The 22,048-nt window shown below is 68.3% G+C and carries 20 protein-coding genes and 1 pseudogene; 17 read left to right on the plus strand and 4 right to left on the minus strand.

Annotation, left to right across the window (positions count from 1 at the left end):
• Positions 1-40 precede the first annotated feature (40 nt).
• The 11 genes and pseudogenes from QAD21_RS09885 (at position 41) to proB (ending at position 14,036) form a co-directional block, all read left to right on the plus strand.
• The gene (locus QAD21_RS09885; protein ID WP_264186770.1) at positions 41-685 is read left to right on the plus strand and encodes a molybdenum cofactor guanylyltransferase; all 645 of its coding nucleotides are present in this window, start codon (positions 41-43) and stop codon (positions 683-685) included.
• 95 nt (positions 686-780) lie between these two features.
• Positions 781-3,444, plus strand: coding sequence for a valine--tRNA ligase (locus tag QAD21_RS09890; protein ID WP_139115598.1), 2,664 nt, complete (start codon positions 781-783; stop codon positions 3,442-3,444).
• On the plus strand, positions 3,441-4,973 hold the full coding sequence (locus tag QAD21_RS09895; RefSeq protein WP_068972581.1) for a folylpolyglutamate synthase/dihydrofolate synthase family protein: 1,533 nt from the start codon (positions 3,441-3,443) through the stop codon (positions 4,971-4,973). The genes QAD21_RS09890 and QAD21_RS09895 overlap by 4 nt, the downstream gene beginning before the upstream one ends.
• Complete coding sequence (locus QAD21_RS09900; protein WP_058250055.1) at positions 4,970-5,359, plus strand: DUF4233 domain-containing protein; 390 nt, start codon at positions 4,970-4,972, stop codon at positions 5,357-5,359. The genes QAD21_RS09895 and QAD21_RS09900 overlap by 4 nt, the downstream gene beginning before the upstream one ends.
• Positions 5,360-5,632: 273 nt before the next feature.
• A pseudogene (locus tag QAD21_RS09905) lies at positions 5,633-6,036 on the plus strand (hypothetical protein).
• Positions 6,037-6,074: 38 nt separating this feature from the next.
• Positions 6,075-6,491: a nucleoside-diphosphate kinase gene (ndk, locus tag QAD21_RS09910; protein WP_058250057.1), complete on the plus strand. Its 417-nt coding sequence runs from the start codon at positions 6,075-6,077 to the stop codon at positions 6,489-6,491.
• Between the two features lie 428 nt (positions 6,492-6,919).
• On the plus strand, positions 6,920-10,426 hold the full coding sequence (locus QAD21_RS09915) for a translation initiation factor IF-2 N-terminal domain-containing protein (protein WP_068972580.1): 3,507 nt from the start codon (positions 6,920-6,922) through the stop codon (positions 10,424-10,426).
• A 283-nt stretch (positions 10,427-10,709) separates the two neighbouring features.
• Positions 10,710-11,021 (plus strand): 50S ribosomal protein L21, encoded by a 312-nt coding sequence (rplU, locus tag QAD21_RS09920; protein ID WP_004019625.1) that lies wholly within the window; start codon positions 10,710-10,712, stop codon positions 11,019-11,021.
• Positions 11,022-11,059: 38 nt separating this feature from the next.
• Positions 11,060-11,323, plus strand: a complete 264-nt coding sequence (gene rpmA / locus QAD21_RS09925) for a 50S ribosomal protein L27 (protein WP_004019626.1) — start codon at positions 11,060-11,062, stop codon at positions 11,321-11,323.
• Between the two features lie 95 nt (positions 11,324-11,418).
• Complete coding sequence (gene obgE, locus QAD21_RS09930; protein ID WP_068972579.1) at positions 11,419-12,888, plus strand: GTPase ObgE; 1,470 nt, start codon at positions 11,419-11,421, stop codon at positions 12,886-12,888.
• Positions 12,885-14,036 (plus strand): glutamate 5-kinase, encoded by a 1,152-nt coding sequence (gene proB / locus QAD21_RS09935; protein ID WP_068972578.1) that lies wholly within the window; start codon positions 12,885-12,887, stop codon positions 14,034-14,036. The genes obgE and proB overlap by 4 nt, the downstream gene beginning before the upstream one ends.
• 7 nt (positions 14,037-14,043) lie before the next feature.
• On the opposite strand, the gene QAD21_RS09940 is transcribed toward proB, so the two are convergent.
• The 4 genes from QAD21_RS09940 to ectA form a co-directional block, all read right to left on the minus strand.
• Positions 14,044-14,922 (minus strand): Sir2 family NAD-dependent protein deacetylase, encoded by an 879-nt coding sequence (locus tag QAD21_RS09940; RefSeq protein ID WP_068972577.1) that lies wholly within the window; start codon positions 14,920-14,922, stop codon positions 14,044-14,046.
• A gap of 48 nt (positions 14,923-14,970) precedes the next feature.
• A complete protein-coding gene (locus QAD21_RS09945) occupies positions 14,971-15,402 on the minus strand; it encodes an ectoine synthase (RefSeq protein WP_058250063.1) in 432 nt (143 codons plus the stop codon).
• Positions 15,399-16,670 carry a diaminobutyrate--2-oxoglutarate transaminase gene (ectB, locus tag QAD21_RS09950; RefSeq protein WP_068972586.1) on the minus strand — a complete coding sequence of 424 codons (1,272 nt, stop codon included), beginning with the start codon at positions 16,668-16,670 and terminating at the stop codon, positions 15,399-15,401. Before ectB ends, QAD21_RS09945 begins: the two co-directional genes overlap by 4 nt.
• A 228-nt stretch (positions 16,671-16,898) precedes the next feature.
• Positions 16,899-17,426 (minus strand): diaminobutyrate acetyltransferase, encoded by a 528-nt coding sequence (ectA, locus tag QAD21_RS09955; protein WP_068972576.1) that lies wholly within the window; start codon positions 17,424-17,426, stop codon positions 16,899-16,901.
• Between the two features lie 164 nt (positions 17,427-17,590).
• Between ectA and rsmD the strand changes: the two genes are divergently transcribed.
• From rsmD to mutM, 6 genes are all read left to right on the plus strand, one after another.
• Complete coding sequence (gene rsmD, locus QAD21_RS09960) at positions 17,591-18,142, plus strand: 16S rRNA (guanine(966)-N(2))-methyltransferase RsmD (protein ID WP_068972575.1); 552 nt, start codon at positions 17,591-17,593, stop codon at positions 18,140-18,142.
• Between the two features lie 16 nt (positions 18,143-18,158).
• Positions 18,159-18,647, plus strand: coding sequence for a pantetheine-phosphate adenylyltransferase (gene coaD / locus QAD21_RS09965; RefSeq protein ID WP_068972574.1), 489 nt, complete (start codon positions 18,159-18,161; stop codon positions 18,645-18,647).
• Positions 18,648-18,765: 118 nt separating this feature from the next.
• Complete coding sequence (locus tag QAD21_RS09970; protein WP_058250067.1) at positions 18,766-19,635, plus strand: DivIVA domain-containing protein; 870 nt, start codon at positions 18,766-18,768, stop codon at positions 19,633-19,635.
• 93 nt (positions 19,636-19,728) lie between these two features.
• The gene (locus QAD21_RS09975) at positions 19,729-20,361 is read left to right on the plus strand and encodes a DUF177 domain-containing protein (RefSeq protein WP_171011583.1); all 633 of its coding nucleotides are present in this window, start codon (positions 19,729-19,731) and stop codon (positions 20,359-20,361) included.
• On the plus strand, positions 20,354-21,079 hold the full coding sequence (rnc, locus tag QAD21_RS09980) for a ribonuclease III (protein ID WP_065628999.1): 726 nt from the start codon (positions 20,354-20,356) through the stop codon (positions 21,077-21,079). The genes QAD21_RS09975 and rnc overlap by 8 nt, the downstream gene beginning before the upstream one ends.
• 33 nt (positions 21,080-21,112) lie before the next feature.
• Positions 21,113-22,024 carry a bifunctional DNA-formamidopyrimidine glycosylase/DNA-(apurinic or apyrimidinic site) lyase gene (mutM, locus tag QAD21_RS09985; protein WP_165630198.1) on the plus strand — a complete coding sequence of 304 codons (912 nt, stop codon included), beginning with the start codon at positions 21,113-21,115 and terminating at the stop codon, positions 22,022-22,024.
• The last annotated feature ends 24 nt before the right edge of the window (positions 22,025-22,048 follow it).

Raw genomic sequence — 22,048 nt, forward strand, 5'->3', positions numbered from 1 at the left:
CTTGCCCCGCCCGTGCGCCAGATCGCGCACACTGAGCGATGTGACTCAACACGGATCGGATACCTCGGTGCTCGCCGGCCTGGTGCTGGCGGGCGGACGTTCGCGACGGATGGGCAGCGACAAGGCCGCGCTCGACTGGGACGGTGAACCCATGCTCGCGCGAGTGGTGCGGGTGGTGTCCCAGCGCTGCGATCCGGTGCTGGTCGTCGCGGGCGAGACGTCCGCCGCATTCCGCGGCGTCGACGACATCCGCGACCGGGCGGCGCCGGGGATCGACTCGTCGAAGGTGCACTGGGTGACCGACGAACAGGAGGGGACGGGTCCGCTCGGCGGGCTCGTCGCAGGCCTGTCCGCAGCGGCTGCCGCGGGTGCCGAGTTCGCGTTCGTCTGTGCCACGGACATGCCGCTGATCGCTCCGGAGCTGATCGACGAGCTGCGGCTGGGGCTGACCGACTCGACCCAGGCGGTCATCGCCCACGACGCCCAGCGGGATCATCCGATGGCGGGGATCTACCGCACGGATGCCGCGGCGATGATCGCGGATGTCGTCGCCGGCGGTGAACGGCGCATGCTGGGCGCGATCGAGGCGCTCAACACCCATCGGGTGGGGATCTCCGATCCGGACTGGCTGGTCAACGTCAACGCGCCTGAGGACCTGCACAGATTGCGCGTCTCTGCGGGTTAGCACGAAGCGCTCGGGCGCGGACGGGTCCCGGGCGAGGTCCGGCCCGGCGAAAACATAGAATAGCGGCCGTGACATCACCCGACCAGACATCCGCGTTGCCCGAGACAGCGTCGCCCCGGACTGCCGTACCCGAGACCGGGTTGCCGAAGTCCTGGGACCCCGCTGAGCACGAGGCGTCGCTCTACCAGGGCTGGGTGGACGCCGGGTACTTCACCGCGGACGCGGCGAGTGACAAGCCGCCGTTCTCCATCGTGATCCCGCCGCCGAATGTCAACGGCTCGCTGCACATGGGCCACGCCTACGAGCACGTCCTGATGGACGCGCTCTCGCGTCGTCGTCGGATGCAGGGCTACGAGGTGCTGTGGCTCCCCGGCATGGACCACGCGGCGATTGCGATGCAGACGATGGTCGAGCGCAAGCTCGCCGCCGAGGGCAAGACGCGCGACGACCTCGGCCGGGAGGCGTTCATCGACCGGGTGTGGGCCGAGAAGGCCGAGATCAGCGGCAACATCGGCGAGCAGATGCGCCGGCTCGGCGACAGCGTCGACTGGTCGCGCGAACGCTTCACGATGGACGAGGGCCTGTCGCGCGCGGTGCACACCGTCTTCAAGAAGATGTTCGACGACGGGCTGATCTATCAGGCTGAGCGCCTCGTCAACTGGTCGCCGGTCCTCAAGACCGCCGTCAGCGACATCGAGGTGAGTTACGCCGACGTCGAGGGCGAACTCGTCAGCTTCCGTTACGGGTCACTCGACGACACCGAGCCTCACATCGTCGTCGCGACGACCCGACTCGAGACGATGCTCGGCGACACCGCGATCGCGGTGCACCCCGACGACGAACGGTATGCCCACCTGGTCGGCACCGCACTGCCGCACCCCTTTGTCGACCGGATGATCCCGATCGTCGCCGACGATTACGTCGACCCCGAATTCGGTAGTGGCGCAGTCAAGATCACGCCGGCACACGACCCCAACGACTTCGCGCTCGGTCAGCGACACAACCTGCCGATGCCGACGATCATGGACGAATCCGCCCGGATCGCCGACACCGGAACCGAATTCGACGGCATGGACCGCTTCGAGGCGCGTGTCAAGGTGCGCGAGGCGCTGGCCGAACAGGGCCGGATCGTGAAAGAGGTGCGTCCGTACCCGCACAGCGTCGGGCATTCGGAGCGCACCGGCGAGCCGATCGAACCGCGCCTGTCGATGCAGTGGTGGGTGGCGGTCTCCACGCTGGCCGCGGCGGCCGGCGACGCGGTGCGGGACGGGTCCACGGTGATCCACCCGAAGTCGATGGAGCCGCGCTGGTTCAGCTGGGTCGACGACATGCACGACTGGTGTATCTCGCGTCAGCTGTGGTGGGGTCACCGCATCCCGATCTGGTACGGACCCGACGGCGAGGTGGTGTGCGTCGGACCCGACGAGCAGGCCCCCGAGGGTTACGTCCAGGAGACCGACGTCCTCGACACCTGGTTCTCCTCCGGGCTGTGGCCGTTCTCCACGATGGGCTGGCCCGATCAGACCGCGGATCTCGAGAAGTTCTATCCCACCTCGGTTCTCGTCACCGGGTACGACATCCTGTTCTTCTGGGTGGCCCGCATGATGATGTTCGGCACCTACGTGGGCAAGGATCTGGGTCCGGGCAACGAGATCCCGTTCCACAACCTGTTCCTGCACGGCCTGGTGCGCGACGAGCACGGCCGCAAGATGTCGAAGTCGAAGGGCAACGGCATCGACCCGCTCGACTGGGTGGAGCGCTTCGGGGCCGACGCCCTGCGCTTCACGCTCGCCCGCGGTGCCAACCCCGGTTCGGACATCTCGGTCGGCGAGGACCACGCCCAGTCGTCGCGCAACTTCGCCACCAAGCTCTACAACGCCACCAAGTTCGCGTTGATGAACGGCGCGAAGGTCGGCGAGCTCCCCGACGCCGAGACGCTGACCGACGCCGACCGGTGGATCCTCGGCCGGCTCGACGAGGTGCTCGCCGAGATCGACGCCGGGTTCGAGTCCTACGAGTTCTCGAAGGCATGCGAGGCGCTCTACCACTTCGCGTGGGACGAGGTCTGCGACTGGTACCTCGAACTCGCGAAGGTGCAGTTCGCCGAGAACGACGAGAAGCGTTCGGAAGCAACGTCGCTCGTGCTGGGCGCGGTCCTAGAGCCGTTGCTGCGCGCGCTGTCGCCGGTGATGCCGTTCGTCACCGAGGTGCTGTGGAAGGCGCTCACCGGGGGTGAATCGCTCGTGGTCGCCCCCTGGCCGACCACTTCCGGACGCGATTGGTCGTCGGATTCGGCCGCCCGCGTGGACGATCTGCAGCGACTGATCACCGAGGTGCGGCGTTTCCGCAGCGATCAGGGTCTCCGTCCGGGCCAGCGCGTCGCCGTGCAGTTCGACGGACTCGGCGAAGCCGGGCTCGAACACCTGCTGCCGTACGTGACCTCCCTCGCGCGCCTGGACCCGGCCGGTCCCGACTTCGGCGCGACCGCGACCATCGAGGTCCGCCTGAGCGTGGCCACCGTGGTCGTCGCGATCGACACCTCGGGCACCGTCGACGTCGAAGCCGAACGCAAGCGGCTCGCCAAGGACCTGGCGGTGGCCGAGAAGGAACTGTCGACGACCTCGGCGAAACTGGGCAACGAACAGTTCCTGTCCAAGGCGCCCGACCACGTGGTCGCCAAGATCCGGGACCGTCAGCGGATCGCGACCGAAGAGGTCGAACGGTTGAACGCGAAGCTGGCGAGTCTGGCCGGCGCGTGAGCGACGACACCGGTTTCCCCGAAGAGGATCCAGCCGTCCTGGGAATGGATGCGGCAGGCGACCCCCTGGGTCTCTCGGCGATCCTGGGGGAGGACGAACCCGATCCGGACGCCGAGCCGGCGCGGCTGCGCGTCACTGACAGCGCCGACGATCTCGCCGAACTCGCCGAGGTCGAGGCCGAGCTCGACACCCGGTGGCCCGAGACCAAGATCGAGCCGTCGCTGACCCGCATCGCGACGCTCATGGATCTGCTCGGATCCCCCCAGCACGGATACCCCGCGATCCACATCGCCGGGACGAACGGCAAGACGTCGGTCACCAGGATGGTCGACGCGTTGCTGTCCGCGCTGCACCGGCGCACGGGCCGGATCACGAGTCCGCACCTGCAGCGCGTCACCGAGCGGATCTCGGTCGACGGCAAGCCGATTCCGGCACGCACCTACATCGACACCTATCGGGAACTCGAGCCGTACATCACCATGGTCGACGATTCGTCGACAGCGGCGGGTGGACCCCGGATGAGCAAGTTCGAGGTGCTGACCGCGATGGCGTATGCGGTCTTCGCCGAGGCGCCGGTGGACGTCGCCGTCGTCGAGACGGGCATGGGCGGTCGATGGGACGCGACCAACGTCATCGACGGCACGGTCTCGGTCATCACACCGATCGCGATGGACCACGCGGACTATCTCGGCGACACCCTGACCGCCATCGCGGGGGAGAAGGCCGGCATCATCAAGCCCGCCGAACCCGATGCGGCCGGCACCGTCGATCCCGTCACGGTGATCGCCGAACAGAGCCCCGAGGTGATGGACGTCCTGCTGCGCGCGGCCGTCGATGCGGGCACCATCGTCGCCCGCCAGGGATCGGAGTTCGCGGTCCTCGACTCGGTCATCGCCGTCGGTGGGCAGATGCTCACCATCCAGGGCCTCGGCGGTGTCTACGACGAGATCTTCGTGCCGCTGCACGGTGCACATCAGGCGGCCAACGCGGCGCTGGCGCTCGCGGCGGTGGAGGCGTTCTTCGGTGCGGGCGCCGATCGTCAGCTCGACATCGACGCGGTGCGTACGGGTTTCGCGTCCGTCGCCAACCCCGGACGGCTCGAGCGACTGCGCAGCGCCCCGACGGTGTTCGCCGACGCGGCGCACAATCCCCACGGAGCCGCGGCGCTGGCGCAGGCGCTGGCCGAGGAGTTCGACTTCCGTCGACTCGTCGGCGTCATCGGCGTGCTGGGTGACAAGGACGCCCGCGGAGTCCTCGAAGCCCTCGAGCCGGTGCTCGACGCGGTCGTCGTCACCGACAACGGGTCGCCACGGGCCCTGGAGCCCGAGACGCTCGCGGAGTACGCGCGGGAGGTGTTCGGCGAGGACCGCGTGGTCGTCAAACCCTTCCTGCCCGACGCCGTCGAGGAGGCCATCGCACTGGCCGAGGAAGCCGACGGCGAACGCGTGTCCGGTGCGGGCGTGGTCATCACCGGGTCCGTCGTGACCGCCGGTGCCGCGCGAACACTCTTCGGTAAGGAACCCTCATGACCCGGTACACCCCACCCACGAACGATCCGTGGAAGGGGCTCCGCGGCGTGATGGCCGGCACGATGATCCTGGAGGTCATCGTCGTGATCCTGGCGTTCCCTATCGTGTGGCGCCTCGGCGACGGGCTGACCTGGTTGTCCGGCGGATACCTCACGCTCGTCGTCATCGCGATGATCCTGGCCGCCGGGATGCAGGGCCGGCCGTACGCGATCAACCTCGATCTCGGCCTGCAGGTCGTCCTGATCATCGGGGGGCTCTTCCACTGGTCGATCGCGGTGGTGGGAGTCGTCTTCGGGTCGGTCTGGCTGTACATCCGCTACATCAAGGCCGACGTCGAGAAACGGGTCGAACGCGGGATGCTGCCCGGCCAGGAGCCGATCGAGTAATCGGTCCGGCGGCCACGGCCGTCTCGCCGCCGGCTGTCCGACCAGCGGTGTTCTCGTTGCTCAGGGCGGGGTTTGGTGGCCGCAAGACCTGTGGCCGGACCGTTATCGCCGAACCCGGGCGGCCAGGTGGGCTTGCTGTAACAATGGCCCATGCCGCGGGGGCCGACAAGTCGATCCTCGCAGCTTGTCGAACCCCTTCTCGAGACACCCGATGTGAGGACATACGTGCAGTTCCAGCTCTTCCGGACCACCTCCGCCCGAACCCGACGCCCCGTGCTCCCCGTCGTCGTCCTCGCGGGCGCGGCGCTCGCACTGACCGTCCCGGCCACGGCGGCGGCCGAACCGGAGCAGGACCAGGCACCCATCGGGATCGCGAACCTCATACCCGCCGCGGACGCACCTGTTCCCGTCGGTCCGGGGGAGTACAGCTATGTCGCCACCCACGAGATCACCCAGCGTGCCGCGACCATGAAGGCGCCCGAGGCCATCGCCAGCCTCCCGGTGCCCGCCAGTACCGGCCCGCGAATCTCGGTCTGGCGCAACAGTTCGATCTCGCGCTCGCCGGCGCGCTCGCCTCGCCCGGCGGCTGTCTGCAGGTGGTCGTCGATCCGCGCTCGCGAACCGGCAGCCTTTTCGACTACGGCTTCTTCCCGGTCGCCGGCGAGTACTGCTCCTGACCGGTACGTGACCGTAGCCGGTCGATAGGGTGTCAGTCGTGACTGAACGCACTCTCGTACTCATCAAGCCGGACGGCGTCGAACGCAACCTCGTCGGCGACATCATCAGCCGTATCGAGCGCAAGGGCTTGACCCTGGTGGCTCTCGAACTCAAGACCGCGAGCGACGAGGTCGCTCGCGGGCACTACGCCGAGCACGAGGGCAAGCCGTTCCACCCCTCGCTGCTCGAGTTCATCACGTCCGGTCCGCTGGTCGCGGCCGTTCTCGAGGGGCCCCGCGCGGTGGCGGCGTTTCGCCAGATCGCCGGCGGTACCGACCCGGTCGAGAAGGCCGTGCCCGGAACGATCCGTGCCGACTTCGCGCTCGACACCCAGTACAACCTGGTCCACGGGTCCGATTCGCCCGAATCGGCACAGCGCGAGATCGCTCTCTGGTTCCCCGGACTCGAGGGCTGAACGCGAGCGCCTCGGCTCGACGCGCAACGTCAAACGCTCATCCTTTGCGGTCATCCGACCGCGGTGTGGGATACTTGCACAGTTATCGCCGACACACTTTGTCGACGACGACCGGATGACGCGCCCCGGTACCGGCGCGTCGCGGTGCGGCACTGACGCACCGCGACGCCACGGAACCGCAGCTGACCCCACCGAGTTCGCCCTGCTGCCAGCGGGCGAACACTCAGGTTCCGCCTGTGCCCGGTGGCGTGGAAAGCGATCAGGGACGCGGTCATCGACACAGCAAGAGCGTCGTCAGACGACCCGTGAGACGGACCGCCGCGACGACGCGCAGACCACACAACACCGGTCCGACGAGGACCGGGACACAGAGCAGACCCTCGCGTGGCCGCGTCAGCCCGACGCGCCCGGGGGTTCGAGGAGACTGAGTGACCGACAACGGGTCGCCGGCTGACGCGAACGCAGCGTCGGAATCGGCGGAAGAATTTCCCAGCAAACTTCGTGTGCACGCCCTGGCCCGCTTCCTGGGCCTCACGAGTCGACAGGTTCTGGCTCACCTGGCGAATCTCGGCGTGCAGACCCGCAGCCCGCAATCCAGCGTCGATCGTGACCTGGCGAAAGCCGTGGCCGAACGGGTGCGCTCCGGCGTCGACGAGACCGGCGAGACGCCGCCGCAGGCCGCCCCGGCCGGCGACGCGGCTCTGCCTGACGCCGCTGCCGACACGACGCCGGCCGAGGCCCCTGCCGACACCCCGCCGACGGACGCGGCACAGGCCGAGGCGGCATCGGTCGAAGCCGCACCAACCGAGGCGGTGTCCGCCGAAGCGGCGCCCGCCGACGACGCACCGACGGCCGAAGTCGCATCGACCGAGGATGCTGCACAGACCACCGCCGACGACTCGCCCGCGGCACCGACCGCAGCCCCGACGTTGTTCTCGGCCGCCCAGTACGACGCACCGGTGGCGACCCCGGCCGCGGAGACCGACGCCTCGACCGGCGCGCAGCCGCTGTTCCTGCAGCCTCAGGCCCCGGCCGACAAGCCCCGCGCCGCCCGCTCGGGTCGTGCGAAGACCCGCGCTGAGACGGGCGCGAAGGACGAGTCGGCGGACACCCCGGCAGACGAGTCCGTCGCTGCCGAGACCTCGACCTCGACATCAGCGGACGCGCCCGCCCGCTCGGACAGGTCGAGAGCCGATGATTCGACTGCGGCCGACCGGGACGCCGACGTCTCGACCCCTCACGAATCCGGCGCCGACGACGCCGATGATTCCAACGCCGATGATTCCAACGCCGATGATTCCGGGTCGGGCCGGAGTCGCCGGCGTCGACGCGGACGTCGTGGACGCGGGCGCGGTAGGGGAGACCAGGGGGGCGACTCTGATTCGGACACGGATGAGTCCGACGCCGAGGCGTCCGATGCCGACGAGTCGACCGGTGACGGGGCAACCGATGCCGACACGGACTCGGAGGACACCACGTCCGACGAGTCGGCCGAGGACTCGCGCTCGGAGGAGGGCCGTCCGTCGGGCAAACGCACCCGCCGCCGCAGCCGTCGTTCGGGTGCGGACAAGGCGGAGGACTCCGAGGCGTCCGGCGCCACGGGCGACCGCGCCGACGAGTCCGGTGACGATGCCGACTCCGCCGACGCCGAAGACGCATCCGATGACGACGACTCCGGTGACTCCTCGTCGACTCGCCGCCGCCGTCGCCGTCGCCGTCGCAAAGGTGGCGGCGAACCCGATGAGGCGTCTCCCGACGATCCGCCGAACACGGTGGTGCACGAGCGCGAGCCGCGCAGCAAGCGCGCCCGCGACGAGGTGCAGGGCATCTCGGGGTCGACCCGACTCGAAGCCAAGCGTCAGCGCCGGCGCGACGGGCGCGATGCCGGCCGGCGTCGTCCGCCGATCCTGACCGAGTCGGAGTTCCTGGCACGCCGTGAGGCGGTCGACCGCGTCATGGTCGTCCGAGAGCGCAGCGCGAACAGCCGCATCTCCGGCAACGACGGGCACGAGCACGCCGCGGTCGAGGACTACACGCAGGTCGCGGTCCTCGAGGACGGTGTCCTCGTCGAGCATTTCGTGACGACCGCGACGTCGTCGTCGATGGTCGGCAACATCTACCTCGGACGCGTCCAGAACGTCCTTCCGGGTATGGAAGCCGCATTCGTCGACATCGGTCGCGGACGCAACGGCGTGCTCTACGCCGGTGAGGTCAACTGGGACGCTGCCGGACTCGACGGCGGTTCGCGCAAGATCGAGCAGGCGCTCAAGCCCGGCGACAACGTGCTCGTCCAGGTCAGCAAGGACCCGGTGGGTCACAAGGGCGCCCGTCTGACCACGCAGATCTCCCTCGCCGGCCGCTACCTGGTGTACGTGCCCGGCGGTTCGTCGACCGGGATCAGCCGCAAGCTGCCCGACGTCGAGCGCAAACGTCTCAAGCAGATCCTGGCGAAGCTCGTCCCCGACGAGGCCGGGGTCATCATCCGCACCGCGTCGGAGGGAGTCAGCGCCGAGGAACTCGGTGCCGACATCGCCCGCCTCGAGTCGCAGTGGAAGTCCATCGACGAGGCGGTGGCCCAGGCCAAGAAGGGCGGGTCGTCGAGCCCGAAGCCGCTGTACGAGGAGCCCGACCTCCTGGTGCGCGTCGTCCGTGACCTGTTCAACGAGGACTTCAAGAAGCTCGTCGTCGAAGGTGACAAGGCCTGGAACCTGGTCGAGGGTTACGTCAGCTCGGTGGCCTCGGATCTCATGGAGCGGGTCGAGAAATTCGACAAGCCGCACGCCGACGCGCCGGATTCGTTCGTCGTGCACCGCATCGACGAGCAGCTCGCGAAGGCGCTCGACCGCAAGGTGTGGCTGCCCTCCGGCGGCACGCTGATCATCGAGCACACCGAGGCGATGACCGTCGTCGACGTCAACACCGGCAAGTTCACCGGCTCGGGGGGCAACCTCGAGGAGACGGTGACGCGCAACAACCTCGAAGCCGCCGAGGAGATCGTGCGGCAGATGCGGTTGCGCGACATCGGCGGGATGATCATCGTCGACTTCATCGACATGGTCCTCGAGTCGAACCGGGATCTGGTGCTCCGCAGGCTCACCGAGGCGCTCGCTCGTGATCGCACCCGTCACCAGGTGTCCGAGGTGACCTCGCTGGGCCTCGTCCAGATGACACGTAAACGTCTGGGAACCGGTCTGCTGGAAGCGTTCTCGACCACCTGCACCGCCTGCAGCGGTCGAGGCATCATCGTGCACGCGAATCCCGTCGAGGTGAAGACCGACGACTCTTCGCGTGGCGACGGTGCCGGTTCGAAGCGGTCCCGTCGAGGCAAGAAGAAGGCCGACGCGCAACCGGAGGCAGTCGCCCCGGCCGTCGCGCCCGCTCACAAGCCGGCCGAACACCCGATGTTCCGGGCGATGGCGGCGCACGCGCACGACGACGAACACGACCAGGAGTCCGGCGCGACCACCGACGGTGACACCACGAGTCGGGCCGAGGACGCGCCGAAGCCCGTCGTCGAGGCGTCGTCGCCGCAGCAGACGGCCGACAGCCGGGTGGACACCGCTGTTGCCGAGCCGACCGAGACCCTGCCGTATCCGGTGGCGACGGAACCGGCTGAGATGGATTCGGCTGGGACGGAATCGGCTGAGTCCGAACCTGCGGCGGTCGAGACGGAGCCAGAGCCGGCCGGCTCGGCCACCGACGGACAGGCTCCGGCGGCCGCACGGCGTCGTCGACGGGTCGTCCGGCGTCCGGCGCAGACGACCACACCGCCGGACACCGTGGTGATGACCGCGGCGGATGTCGCTGCGGAGACGCCGGTGACGACCTCGGGTCCGGTCTCCACCGGGAACTCGGAGGCGGCGGTCGCGGTACGGCGCCGGCCGCGCAAGCGCAGCGCGGGCCGTCCCGCGGGACCGCCACCGGCCGACGACTGATCCGGGTGACCGGGCCGCGTCGGACCCGGGTCGGGCTAGTTTGACCCGACCGCCGACGTTCCCGTAACCTTGGAAAGTCGCCTCCCGCGGAGGGTCTGCGCTGTTCTGCCCGCTTCGGCACAGCAACGGTGCGTAGTCCGTCGGCAGGCCCTCTGGTGCGAACCGCAGCTTCCCCGGCCACATGCCCGGGTGCCCTGCGGCCCGCCCCGGCACGCACAACACAAACGCCCCAGGAGCGCTCGCGCCCCCAGGGTCCGAGTAGACGAGTAAGAGGAATACTTCGATGGCAACGTACGCGATCGTCAAGACCGGCGGTAAGCAGTACAAGGTCGCTGAAGGCGACACTGTGAAGGTCGAGAAGATCGACGGAGAGATCGGCAGCACGGTGAGCCTGCCGGTCGCGTTGGTCGTCGACGGGTCGAACCTGACCACCGATGCCGACAAGCTGGCCAAGATCTCGGTCACCGGCGAGGTCGTCGACCACGTCAAGGGCCCCAAGATCCGCATCCACAAGTTCAAGAACAAGACCGGCTACCACAAGCGCCAGGGTCACCGTCAGAAGCTGACGGTCCTCAAGGTCACCGGCATCAAGTAGTTCGACCCGCTTCGAGAAGACCTCAGGAGGACTGACACATGGCACACAAGAAGGGCGCGTCCAGCTCGCGCAACGGTCGCGATTCCAACGCCCAGCGACTCGGCGTGAAGCGCTTCGGCGGCCAGCAGGTGAGCGCAGGTGAGATCCTGGTCCGCCAGCGCGGCACCAAGTTCCATCCCGGCGTCAACGTCGGTCGCGGTGGCGACGACACCCTGTTCGCGCTCGCCGCGGGCGCGGTGGAGTTCGGCTCCAAGCGTGGCCGCAAGACGGTCAACATCGTCCCGGAAACCGCTTCGGTCTGACCTGAGCAACCGGCACGACAAGCTCTTACACAGGGCGGGCAGGGTCATCGCGTACCCCGCCCGCCCTGTTCTTTTTTGACGGAAGAAGGATTTCGATGTCTCGGTTCGTCGACCGCGTGACCATCCACGTCGCCGCGGGGAACGGCGGCCACGGCTGCGCGTCGGTCCATCGCGAGAAGTTCAAGCCTCTCGGCGGACCCGACGGCGGAAACGGCGGCAACGGCGGGTCCGTGCGGCTCGTCGTCGACCCCCAGGTGCACACGCTCCTCGACTTCCACTTCCACCCGCACGCGAAGGCCTCCAACGGCAAGCCCGGGGCCGGAGACAACCGCGACGGCGCCACCGGCGGCGACCTCGTCCTCAAGGTTCCCGACGGCACGGTCGTCCTCGACGAGCGCGGCACGATCCTCGCCGATCTGGTCGGCGAGGGGACGGTCTTCGAGGCCGCGCAGGGGGGCCGCGGCGGGCTGGGGAACGCGGCGCTCGCGTCGAAGGCGCGCAAGGCCCCCGGCTTCGCCCTGCTGGGCGAAGAGGGGCAGCAGCGTTCGCTGGTCCTGGAACTCAAGTCGGTCGCCGACGTCGGGCTCGTCGGTTTCCCGTCGGCCGGCAAGTCGTCGCTGGTGTCGGTGCTCTCGGCCGCCAAGCCGAAGATCGCGGACTACCCGTTCACCACGCTGGTCCCGAACCTCGGGGTCGTGCAGACCGCGGGCGACGTGTTCACCATCGCCGACGTCCCCGGTTTGATCCCGGGCGCCTCGACCGGCCGCGGGCTCGGCCTCGAGTTCCTCCGCCACCTCGAGCGCTGCGCGGTGCTCGCGCATGTCGTCGACTGCGCCACACTGGAACCCGGGCGCGACCCGATCTCCGACATCGATGCGCTCGAAGCCGAGCTGGCCGCGTACGTCCCGGCACTCGACGACGACCACGGACTCGGCGACCTCGCCTCCCGCCCCCGCGTGGTGATCCTCAACAAGCTGGACGTACCCGACGCCGCCGAGCTCGCCGACCTCGTCGAACCCGAACTGGCCGAACGTGGTTGGCCGGTGTTCCGGATCTCGGCGGTCGCCCACGAAGGTCTGCGCGAGCTCACCTTCGCACTGGCGCGGATGGTGCGCGAATACCGAGATGCCCAGCCCGCCAAGGTCGCCCGGCGCGCGATCATCCGCCCCAAGGCCGTCGACGACACCGGCTTCACGATCGAGACCGACCCGGACAACGAGGGCGGCTTCATCGTCCGGGGTTCGCGCCCGGAGCGGTGGATCGCGCAGACGCAGTTCGACAACGACGAGGCCGTCGGCTACCTCGCCGATCGGCTCAACCGGCTCGGCGTCGAAGACGAACTGGTGAAGCGGGGTGCACAACCGGGTGCGCCCGTCACCATCGGTGCGGTCACGTTCGACTGGGAACCGTCCACGCCGATGGGCGACGACGTCCCAGTCACCGGGCGCGGCACCGACATCCGGCTCGATCGTTCCGATCGCGTCGGCGCCGCCGAACGCAAACAGGCGCGTCGCCTGCGGCGCGGGCTGCCGGACGAGGACGGCGGGGAGCGGGACCTCCCGTGAGCACCGGTTCCGCCGACCGCGTTCACGAGGGGTCGGTACGCGACCGGATCGCGCACGCGCGCAGCGTGGTCGTGAAGATCGGCTCGTCGGCACTCACCGACCTCACCGAGGGACTCGACCGCAACCGCCTCGACGCACTGGCCGACGCGCTCGAGGCCCGGATGCGGGCCGGCTCGGATGTCATCGTCGTGTCCTCGGGGGCCATCGGGGCCGGGATCGCCCCGCTCGGACTCAAGAAACGGCCCACGGATCTCGCCACCAAGCAGGCGGCGGCAAGCGTCGGGCAGCTGGCCCTCGCGCATGCGTGGGGTACGTCGTTCGCGCGCTACGGCCGCACGGTGGGTCAGGTCCTGCTCACCGCCGACGACATCTCCAACCGTAGTCACCACGCGAATGCCCAACGGACACTTGACCGTCTGCGTTCACTCGGCGCCGTGGCGGTGGTGAACGAGAACGACACCGTGGCCACCAACGAGATCCGTTTCGGGGACAACGACCGGCTGGCCGCGCTCGTCGCCCACCTGTCGGGTGCCGATGCGCTCATCCTGCTCTCCGACGTCGACGGCCTCTACGACGGTGATCCGCGCCGGGTCGACGTCGACGGCCGTCGCGCCCGGTTGATACCCGAGGTCAACGGCCCCGAGGATCTCGACGGGGTGATCGCCGGCTCCGGCGGCGCGCTGGGTACGGGTGGCATGGCCTCCAAGCTGGCCGCGGCCCGCTTGTCGGCGGATGCCGGCGTGCCCGTATTGCTGGCGGCCGCCTCGTCGGCGGCGCAGGCGCTGGCCGACGCCTCGGTGGGCACGGTGTTCGCCGCCCGGCCCGAGCGGCTGTCCGCGCGTCGGTTCTGGGTGCGTCACGCCGCCGACGCGCGGGGTCGGATCGTGCTCGACGACGGCGCCGTGGACGCGGTGTCGCGCAGGCGGCGTTCACTGCTCGCCGCGGGGATCGTCGGGGTCACCGGCAGGTTCTACGAGGGCGACGTCGTCGAACTCGTCGACCAGTACGACACGGTGCGGGCCAGGGGAGTCGCGGCCTACGGCGTCGACGACATCGCGTCGATGGTCGGCCGCTCCACCGGCGACCTCCCACCTGAACTACAGCGTCCGGTGGTGCACGCCGACGATCTGGTGGTCGTGGGCCGCTGACCAGAGGTCAGAACGTCGCCAGCGCCGGGAGCACGAAACCGGCCTCGTGATCGATCTTCAAGGTCGCGATCTCGTCGGCACGGGTGACCCCGCGGTTCACGATGATCAGCGGCTTGCCGGCGCGGTGCGCGCGCCGCGCGAATCGCAGGCCGGACATGACGGTGAGCGACGACCCGACGACAAGCAGGGCGTCGGCCTCGTCGACCACCGAATACGCCTCGTCCACAACGTCTTTCGTGACCGTCTCGCCGAAGTAGACGATGTCGGGCTTCAGGATGCCGCCGCAGTTCGGGCAGTCGATCATCATGAAGTCGGACGTGTCGGACAGGGTGGCGTCGGCGTCCGGCGCGACTTCGATGGCACCGCGGCCGCTGACCCGACGCGCGAACTCGGTGTTGATCTCTTCGAGTTGTCCGGCGAGCCGGTGACGGGAGATACGCCAGTCGCAGTTCACACAGCGGACACGGCCGTAGCATCCGTGGAGTTCGATGACCCCGCGGGTGCCGGCCTTGGTGTGCAGCATGTCGACGTTCTGGGTGAGCACCCGCGACATCCACCCGCGCTGCTGGAGTTCGGTGAGCGCCAGATGGGCTCTGTTGGGGACCGCGGCGTCCATGTGCCGCCAGCCGAGGTGGTTGCGTGCCCAGTAGTGGCGTCGGAAGTCCGGCGACGAGAGGAACATCTCGAGGGTCATGGGCGTCCGCGGCGGCGAGCCGGGACTCCGGTAGTCGGGGATGCCGGAGTCGGTGGAGATGCCGGCGCCGGTCAGAACCGCGAAACGGCGTCCGGCGAGGATGTCGGCGGCCAGTGCGATCCGGTCCGCGACGTCATCGTCGAGGGGGGTGTGTTCGGCCGGGGCGGAGCCGAGCTGGAGACGAGTACGCACCCTGCCCAGGATAGGCAGGGTGCGTACTCGAGGTGTCTGCGAGAGCCGTCAGGTGACGGGCGTCTCCGCGTGCTTGCCGGCCGGCTGCGGCACGGTCACCAGCGGATACACGCCGTTCTCGTCGTGGACTTCGGTGCCCACGACAGGCGGGTTGAACACGCACAGCATGCGCATCTCGGTGTCGGCGGTGACGGTGTGCCGCTCGTGGCCGTTCAGCAGGTACATCGTGCCCGGCGCGAGCGGATAGGTCTCGCCGGTCTCTCGGTCGAGGAGCGTGCCGGTGCCTTCGACGAGCCAGACGGCCTCGACATGGTTGGCGTAGTGGAACTCGTTGACCGAGCCGGCCTTGATCGTGGTCTCGTGGAACGAGAAGCCCACATTGTCGCCGCCGAGGATGATGCGCTTGGAGACCCAGTTGCCCTTGGGGTCGGCGACGTCGCGGTCGGTCCCGGTGATTTCTTCAGTGGTTCGGACGATCATCCGAGCACCTCCTTGACTGCATCGGACAGGATGGACAGGCCGCGGTCGAGGTCCTCGCGCGAGATGGTCAGCGGCGGGAGCAGCTTGACCACCTCGTCGGACGGGCCCGACGTCTCGGCCAAGAGTCCCGCGCCGAAGGCCTGCGCGCAGACCTTGCCCGCGGCGGTATGGTCCTCGAACGCGAGTCCGCGCACCATGCCACGCCCCCGGGTGGAGATGCCGTCGTAGCGGTTGCACAGGTCGGTGAAGACCTCGTGGATCCGCTCGCCCTTGGCATGGATGTCGCGGGTCAGCGCGTCGTCGGCCCAGTAGGTCTCGATCGCCTTGGCGGCGGTCACGAAGGCCGGGTTGTTCCCGCGGAAGGTGCCGTTGTGCTCGCCGGGGGTCCACACGTCGAGCTCGGGCTTGAACAGGGTCAGCGCGAACGGCAGCCCGTAGCCGCTGATCGACTTCGACAGTGTGACGATGTCGGGCTTGATGCCGGCTTCCTCGAACGAGAAGAACTCGCCGGTGCGGCCACAGCCCATCTGGACATCGTCGACGATCAGCAGGATGTCGCGTCGCCGGCAGAGATCCGACAGTGCCCGCAGCCACTCGGCACGAGCGACGTTCACGCCGCCCTCACCCTGGACGGTCTCGACGATGACCGCCGCCGGGCGGTTCAGGCCGCTGCCGGAGTCGTCGAGCACACGCTCGAACCAGGCGAAGTCCTCCATGACGCCGCCGAAGTAGTTGTCGAAGGGCATGGGCGTCGCGTGGACGAGCGGGATACCAGCGCCGGCACGCTTCATCGAGTTACCGGTCACCGACAGCGATCCGAGCGTCATGCCGTGGAAGGCGTTGGTGAAGCTGATGATCGACTCGCGACCGGTCACCTTGCGCGCCAGCTTGAGTGCCGACTCGACGGCATTCGTACCGGTGGGGCCGGGGAACTGGATTTTGTAGTCGAGTCCGCGCGGCTCGAGGATGTGACTGGTGAACTTTTCGATGAAGTTCCCCTTGGCGACGGTCGCCATGTCCAGACCGTGGGTGATGCCGTCGGCCTCGATGTACTCGAGAAGGGCCTTCTTCAGGACCGGGTTGTTGTGGCCGTAGTTCAAGGACCCGGCGCCCGCGAAGAAGTCGAGGTATTCGCGGCCGTCCTGATCGGTGATGTAGGAGCCCTTGGCGGTGGTGAACACAGCCGGCCAGTTACGGCAGTAGCTGCGCACCTCGGATTCGTGGGCGGTGAAGACTGAATCGTCCATGTGGGTGTCGAGAAGTGGCATGTCGTGTGCTTCCTTCTGGTGTGACAACGTGGGGTTCATGTGCCCGGCTCGAGGTCGCCTCATCGCGATCGCCGGGTTCGGCTGAGCCCTACGGGCTGGGGTCGGCCTTTGGTCGGGATGTCATGCGGGACTACCGATTACGGGGTCGGCAGGATGGAAACCTAGCGCGCGTGCCGCATCTGAGGCGTCGGCCCTGTGGTCATGGCGACGACCGGGATCGCGCAGGACTCAGGGCTCGGGGATCTCCGGCTCGAGCATGTAGAGATCTTCCGGCTCGTGGGAGTCGGGGAATGCGTTCGCCGCGAACAGGTCTCGACGTTCGAAACGAAGTCCGCGGGCCTTGGCCACCGAGGCGAACAAGCGTTGGGACGGGACGTTGTCCGGGCTGATCGTCGTGTGCATGGCGACCATGCCCTGACGGTTGACGCGGTCGAACAGCTCGTGCAGCATGGTCGCCGCGATGCCGTGTCCGCGCACCTCGTCGTCGACGGCGACCTGCCAGACCATCAGGGTGGAGGGGTCGCTCTGCCGCCGGTAGCCGGTGACGAAACCGACTGCGCGGCCATCGACTTCGGCGACGATCGAGGTGGTGGCGAAGTCGTGGCACCACAGCACGTAGGAGTAGCTCGAGTTGACGTCGAGAACCTGAGAGTCCGAAGCGATTTCCCAGAGGCGGATACCGTCGTCGACCGTGGGAACCCGGTAATCGACGGTGAGGGTTGTTGTCGGGGCCGTTCTTGTTTGGGAAGGGCTCATAACGCAAACGACGTTAACAATGCGTGTCGTAGAAGTCATGTACCTGCGGAAATTGGTCCGCGGAACGCCTACCTTGTCCCTGTTCAGACATACAATGTGAAGCGGGTCACAAAGACGTGAGTCCGGATTGGTTCGGGTGGCTTCCGGGATTGCAGAATGGCCTCATGACGAGGATCATCGCCGGCCGGCTGGGTGGGCGGCGACTGCGTGTTCCGGGCGAGGGTACCCGGCCCACTTCTGACCGGGTCCGCGAATCGGTGTTCAACATGTTGGCCGCCCGATCCGATCTGGACGGAGTCTGGGTCCTCGACCTGTACGCGGGATCGGGGGCGCTGGGTCTCGAGGCGATCTCGCGTGGTGCTGCAGGGGCGACGTTCGTCGACTCCGGGCGCCGGGCCGCGGTCACGATATCCGCCAACGTGCGGGCCTGTGGGGTGGCCCCGAACGCCACCGTACATACGCGCACGGTGTCGGCCTACCTCGCCGGCGCCGCGGAACGGCGGTTCGGCCTCGTCTTCTCCGATCCGCCGTACGACCTCCGGGCCGACCGGATCACCGCGGACCTGGAGCTACTGCGGTCACACCTGGACGACGACGCGCTGATCGTCGTCGAACGCTCGACGCGGTCCACCGGCGAGATCTGGCCATCCGAGTACGAGGTGGTCGTCGACAAGTCCTATGGCGACACCCGGGTGGAGATCGCCCGCCTGGTCTGACCGGTAAGTTCGGGCCATGACGACGGCAGTGTGTCCCGGTTCCTTCGATCCCTTCACCCTCGGTCACCGATACGTGGTGGAACGCGCTGCGGCGTGTTTCGACGAGGTCGTGATCACCGTGGTGGTCAACCCCAACAAGCGCGGCATGTTCGGTGTGGACGAGCGGATCGAACTCATCGAAGAGGACTGTGCGGACCTGGCGAATGTGCGGGTGGACCGGTGGGAGGGCCTGCTCGTCGATTACCTGCGGCAGGAGTCGATCCACACCATCATGAAGGGGCTGCGCTCCGCCGTCGACTTCGACTACGAGGTGCCGATGGCCCAGATGAACCGCGAGCTCGCCGATGTGGAGACGATCTTCCTGCTGACCGACCCACGATTCGCCCACGTCTCGAGCTCGCTGGTGAAGGAGGTGGCGAAGTTGGGTGGAGACGTGACGCCATTCTTGTCCGCACATGTCCACAAGAGCCTGATGAGCCGGTTGTCCGGCGAGCGCTCGGCCTGACCCACCGGTCGGGCGCGACACACCCCACGCGCTTCACGAGTCACAAGCGCAACATTCGGCACAATAGTCACAGAATCACCAACTGTTGCAACCAGGCAAGCGCCGGATTGGGGTGGCTGTGTACCGGGTATTTGAGGCTCTCGACGAGCTGGTCGCGATCGTCGAAGAGGCGCGGAGTGTGCCGATGACCGCCGGGTGCGTCGTGCCGCGCGGCGACGTGCTGGAACTCCTCGACGACATCAAGGACTCCATCCCCGGCGAGCTCGACGACGCGCAGGACGTCCTCGACCAGCGTGACACGCTGATCGGTGATGCCCGCGAGCACGCCGAGACGACGGTGTCCAAGGCGGATTCGGAGTCCGAGGCGGTGCTCGCGCACGCTCGCGCCGAGGCCGACCGGATCCTCTCCGAGGCGAAGGCGCAGGCCGACCGTATGGTCGACGAGGCGAGCGCGCACTCGGGCTCGCTGGTGGAGGACGCCGCCGAGGAGGCACACCGTCTGCAGACCAGCGCGGCGCGCGAGTTCGAGGCCGTCACCGGCCGGGCGCGGGCCGAGGCGCAGCGCACCATCGACGCCGCCAACAACTCCTACGACAAGTCGGTGGCCGACGGTATCGCCGAGCAGCAGCGCCTCGTCTCCGAGACCGAGGTCGTCGGCGCGGCGAAGTCCGAGGCCGAGCGGATCATCGACGCCGCCCACGCCGAGGCCGACCGCCTGCGCGGTGACTGTGACGTCTACGTGGACGAGAAGCTCGCGCAATTCGAGGAGATCCTGACCGGCACGCTGCGATCGGTGAACCGGGGTCGGCACCAGCTACGGACCGGCGCCGGCATGCACGACTATGTCGAGTACCCCCGTGGTGTCGACGAGTCCGGGCGTGGCGACGGTGCGCGTTCGCGCGAGTCCCGTGGCGACGATCCCCGCTCGCGCGAGACCTCGGCCCGCCACACCTACGACCGCGACCACGGTTCGCCGCTCGCGGTGTGACACGCTCGTCGACCCGGCTGTCCACACGCCGCCGGCGTCGGTCGATCATTCCCGGGTGCGAGCGTATGGTGGGCGTTTGTGGCTGATCATGCTGTGACATCAGAGCCGTCGCACGGTCCCGGTTCTACTCCCAGGCGCGAGCCCTTCGTGCTGGATGTGCGTTCGATGGGACGCCGCCCGGGCACGATGTCGGAGGTGCACCGTACTGTCCGGACACCCGAACGGCTGGGCGTCGAGATGGTCGGGATCCCAGCGGATTCCGATGTCGACCTCGACCTCCGTCTGGAGGCGGTGTCCGAGGGAATCCTGGTGACCGGGACGGTGTGCGGTGAAACCGTCGGTCAGTGCTCGCGCTGCCTCGAGCCGATCGACGGCACGGTGACGGTCTTCCTCACCGAGTTGTTCGCCTACCCGGACAGCGCGACCGAGCAGACCACCGACGCCGACGACATCCATCGCATCGCCGACGACCGTATCGACCTCGAACAGTCGATCATCGACGCCGTGGCACTCGAACTGCCGATGTCGCCCCTCTGTTCGTCGGACTGCGAGGGTCTGTGCCAGACCTGCGGGGTGCGTCTGGCCATCGCCGAACCGGGTCACTCCCACGAGGTCATCGACCCGCGCTGGGCCGGACTCGCCGACAAGTTCGCCGACCTCGGGAAGGACGATTCGCCGACGGACGGTGCCGCAAACGACCCCGACCCGGAACGACATCGTGACTGAGGCCGTGCGTGCGGACGGTCCGCGTGCGGCCCTGCTCGACGCGCTGGACACCGACATTCCCGACGACCTGCTGACGCTGGCACTGACCCATCGTTCCTACGCGTATGAACACGGCGGTCTGCCGACCAACGAGCGCCTGGAGTTCCTCGGGGACTCGGTGCTCGGTGTCGTCATCACCCAGCGTCTCTACCTGCGTTATCCCGATCGACCCGAGGGCGAGCTGGCGAAGATCCGGGCCAGCGTCGTCAACATGCATGCGCTCGCCGACGTCGCGCGTGGTCTCGGGGACGAGGGCGGTCTGGGCAAGTACCTGTTCCTCGGCCGCGGCGAGGAGATGACCGGCGGGCGCGACAAGGACTCGATCCTGGCCGATGGTCTGGAGTCGCTGTTCGGCGCGGTCTTCCTCAGTCACGGACTCGAGACCTCGCAGCGCGTCATCCTGCGTCTGTTCGACGAGCGCCTCGAACGTGCCGGCAACCTCGGCGCAGGGCTGGACTGGAAGACGTCGCTGCAGGAGTTGAGTTCGGAGCGCGGGTTCGGTCCGCCGCAGTATCAGATCAGCGCGACCGGTCCCGACCACAACAAGGAGTTCACCGCGACCGCGCTGGTCGCCGGCGAGAGCCTCGGCGAGGGTGTCGGCCGGACCAAGAAGGAAGCGGAGCAGCAGGCCGCCGCACACGCCTGGAAAGTGCTGACCGAGCGCGCGTCGGCGTCGTGAACCCTTCTGTCAGCCGGCTTTTCGCGATCTGCGATGCCTGAACTCCCCGAGGTCGAGACCGTCCGCATCGGTCTCGAGACCCATCTCGTCGGTCGGGTGGTGGCCTCGACCGAGGTCCTTCATCCGCGCGCGGTCCGTCGTCACGCCGGCGGTGAGCCGGATCTGATCGGTCGGCTCGCCGGCAAGCGGGTGACCGGCGTCCGGCGCCGCGGCAAGTACCTGTGGATCGATGTCGCCGACTCCGCCGACCGTGCGGCGCTCGTCGTCCACCTCGGGATGAGTGGCCAGATGCTGATCGCCCGGACCGGAACTCCCGATCACACGCACCTGCGGATCCGCGCGGTCCTCGACGACGAGAACGAACTCCGCTTCGTCGATCAGCGGACCTTCGGGGGTTGGCATCTCGACGACTACACACCCGATGTGTATGCGCCCTCGGGGAGTACGGACACGACCGACCCGTCGCCCGCCGACATCCCGGTCTCGGTGGCGCACATCGCAACCGATCCGTTCGACCCGGCCTTCGATCCCGTCCGCGTGGTGGATCGCATGCGCGCCAAACACTCCGAGATCAAACGGGTCCTGCTGGATCAGACGGTGATCTCCGGCGTCGGCAACATCTACGCCGACGAAGCGCTGTGGCGCGCACGTCTGCACGGCTCGCGGATCGCCGAGACGATCAGTCGCAAGAAACTGCGCGAACTCATCGATGCCGTCACCGACGTGATGGCGGATGCGCTGAAGGTCGGCGGTACCTCGTTCGACGCGCTCTACGTGAACGTCAACGGACAGTCCGGCTACTTCGAGCGGTCCCTGAACGCCTACGGACGGGCGGGGGAGCCGTGTCGTCGGTGCGGCGCGATCATGCGCCGCGAGCAGTTCATGAACCGTGGCTCGTTCTCGTGTCCGCGATGCCAGCGGGCGTCGAAGGCGAACCCGGGCTGACCGTCCGGTATCCGCGGCGGTGCT

It is taken from the genome of Gordonia sp. SMJS1 (assembly GCF_029866425.1).
Classification (GTDB): Bacteria; Actinomycetota; Actinomycetes; order Mycobacteriales; family Mycobacteriaceae; genus Gordonia; species Gordonia hongkongensis.

Coding starts and splice junctions, on each gene's coding strand:
- QAD21_RS09900 (WP_058250055.1), top strand. CDS start 4,970: ATGACCCGGTACACCCCACCCACGAACGATCCGTGGAAGGGGCTCCGC.
- rplU (WP_004019625.1), top strand. CDS start 10,710: ATGGCAACGTACGCGATCGTCAAGACCGGCGGTAAGCAGTACAAGGTC.
- rpmA (WP_004019626.1), top strand. CDS start 11,060: ATGGCACACAAGAAGGGCGCGTCCAGCTCGCGCAACGGTCGCGATTCC.
- obgE (WP_068972579.1), top strand. CDS start 11,419: ATGTCTCGGTTCGTCGACCGCGTGACCATCCACGTCGCCGCGGGGAAC.
- QAD21_RS09945 (WP_058250063.1), bottom strand. CDS start 15,402: ATGATCGTCCGAACCACTGAAGAAATCACCGGGACCGACCGCGACGTC.
- ectB (WP_068972586.1), bottom strand. CDS start 16,670: ATGCCACTTCTCGACACCCACATGGACGATTCAGTCTTCACCGCCCAC.
- ectA (WP_068972576.1), bottom strand. CDS start 17,426: ATGAGCCCTTCCCAAACAAGAACGGCCCCGACAACAACCCTCACCGTC.
- rsmD (WP_068972575.1), top strand. CDS start 17,591: ATGACGAGGATCATCGCCGGCCGGCTGGGTGGGCGGCGACTGCGTGTT.
- coaD (WP_068972574.1), top strand. CDS start 18,159: ATGACGACGGCAGTGTGTCCCGGTTCCTTCGATCCCTTCACCCTCGGT.
- mutM (WP_165630198.1), top strand. CDS start 21,113: ATGCCTGAACTCCCCGAGGTCGAGACCGTCCGCATCGGTCTCGAGACC.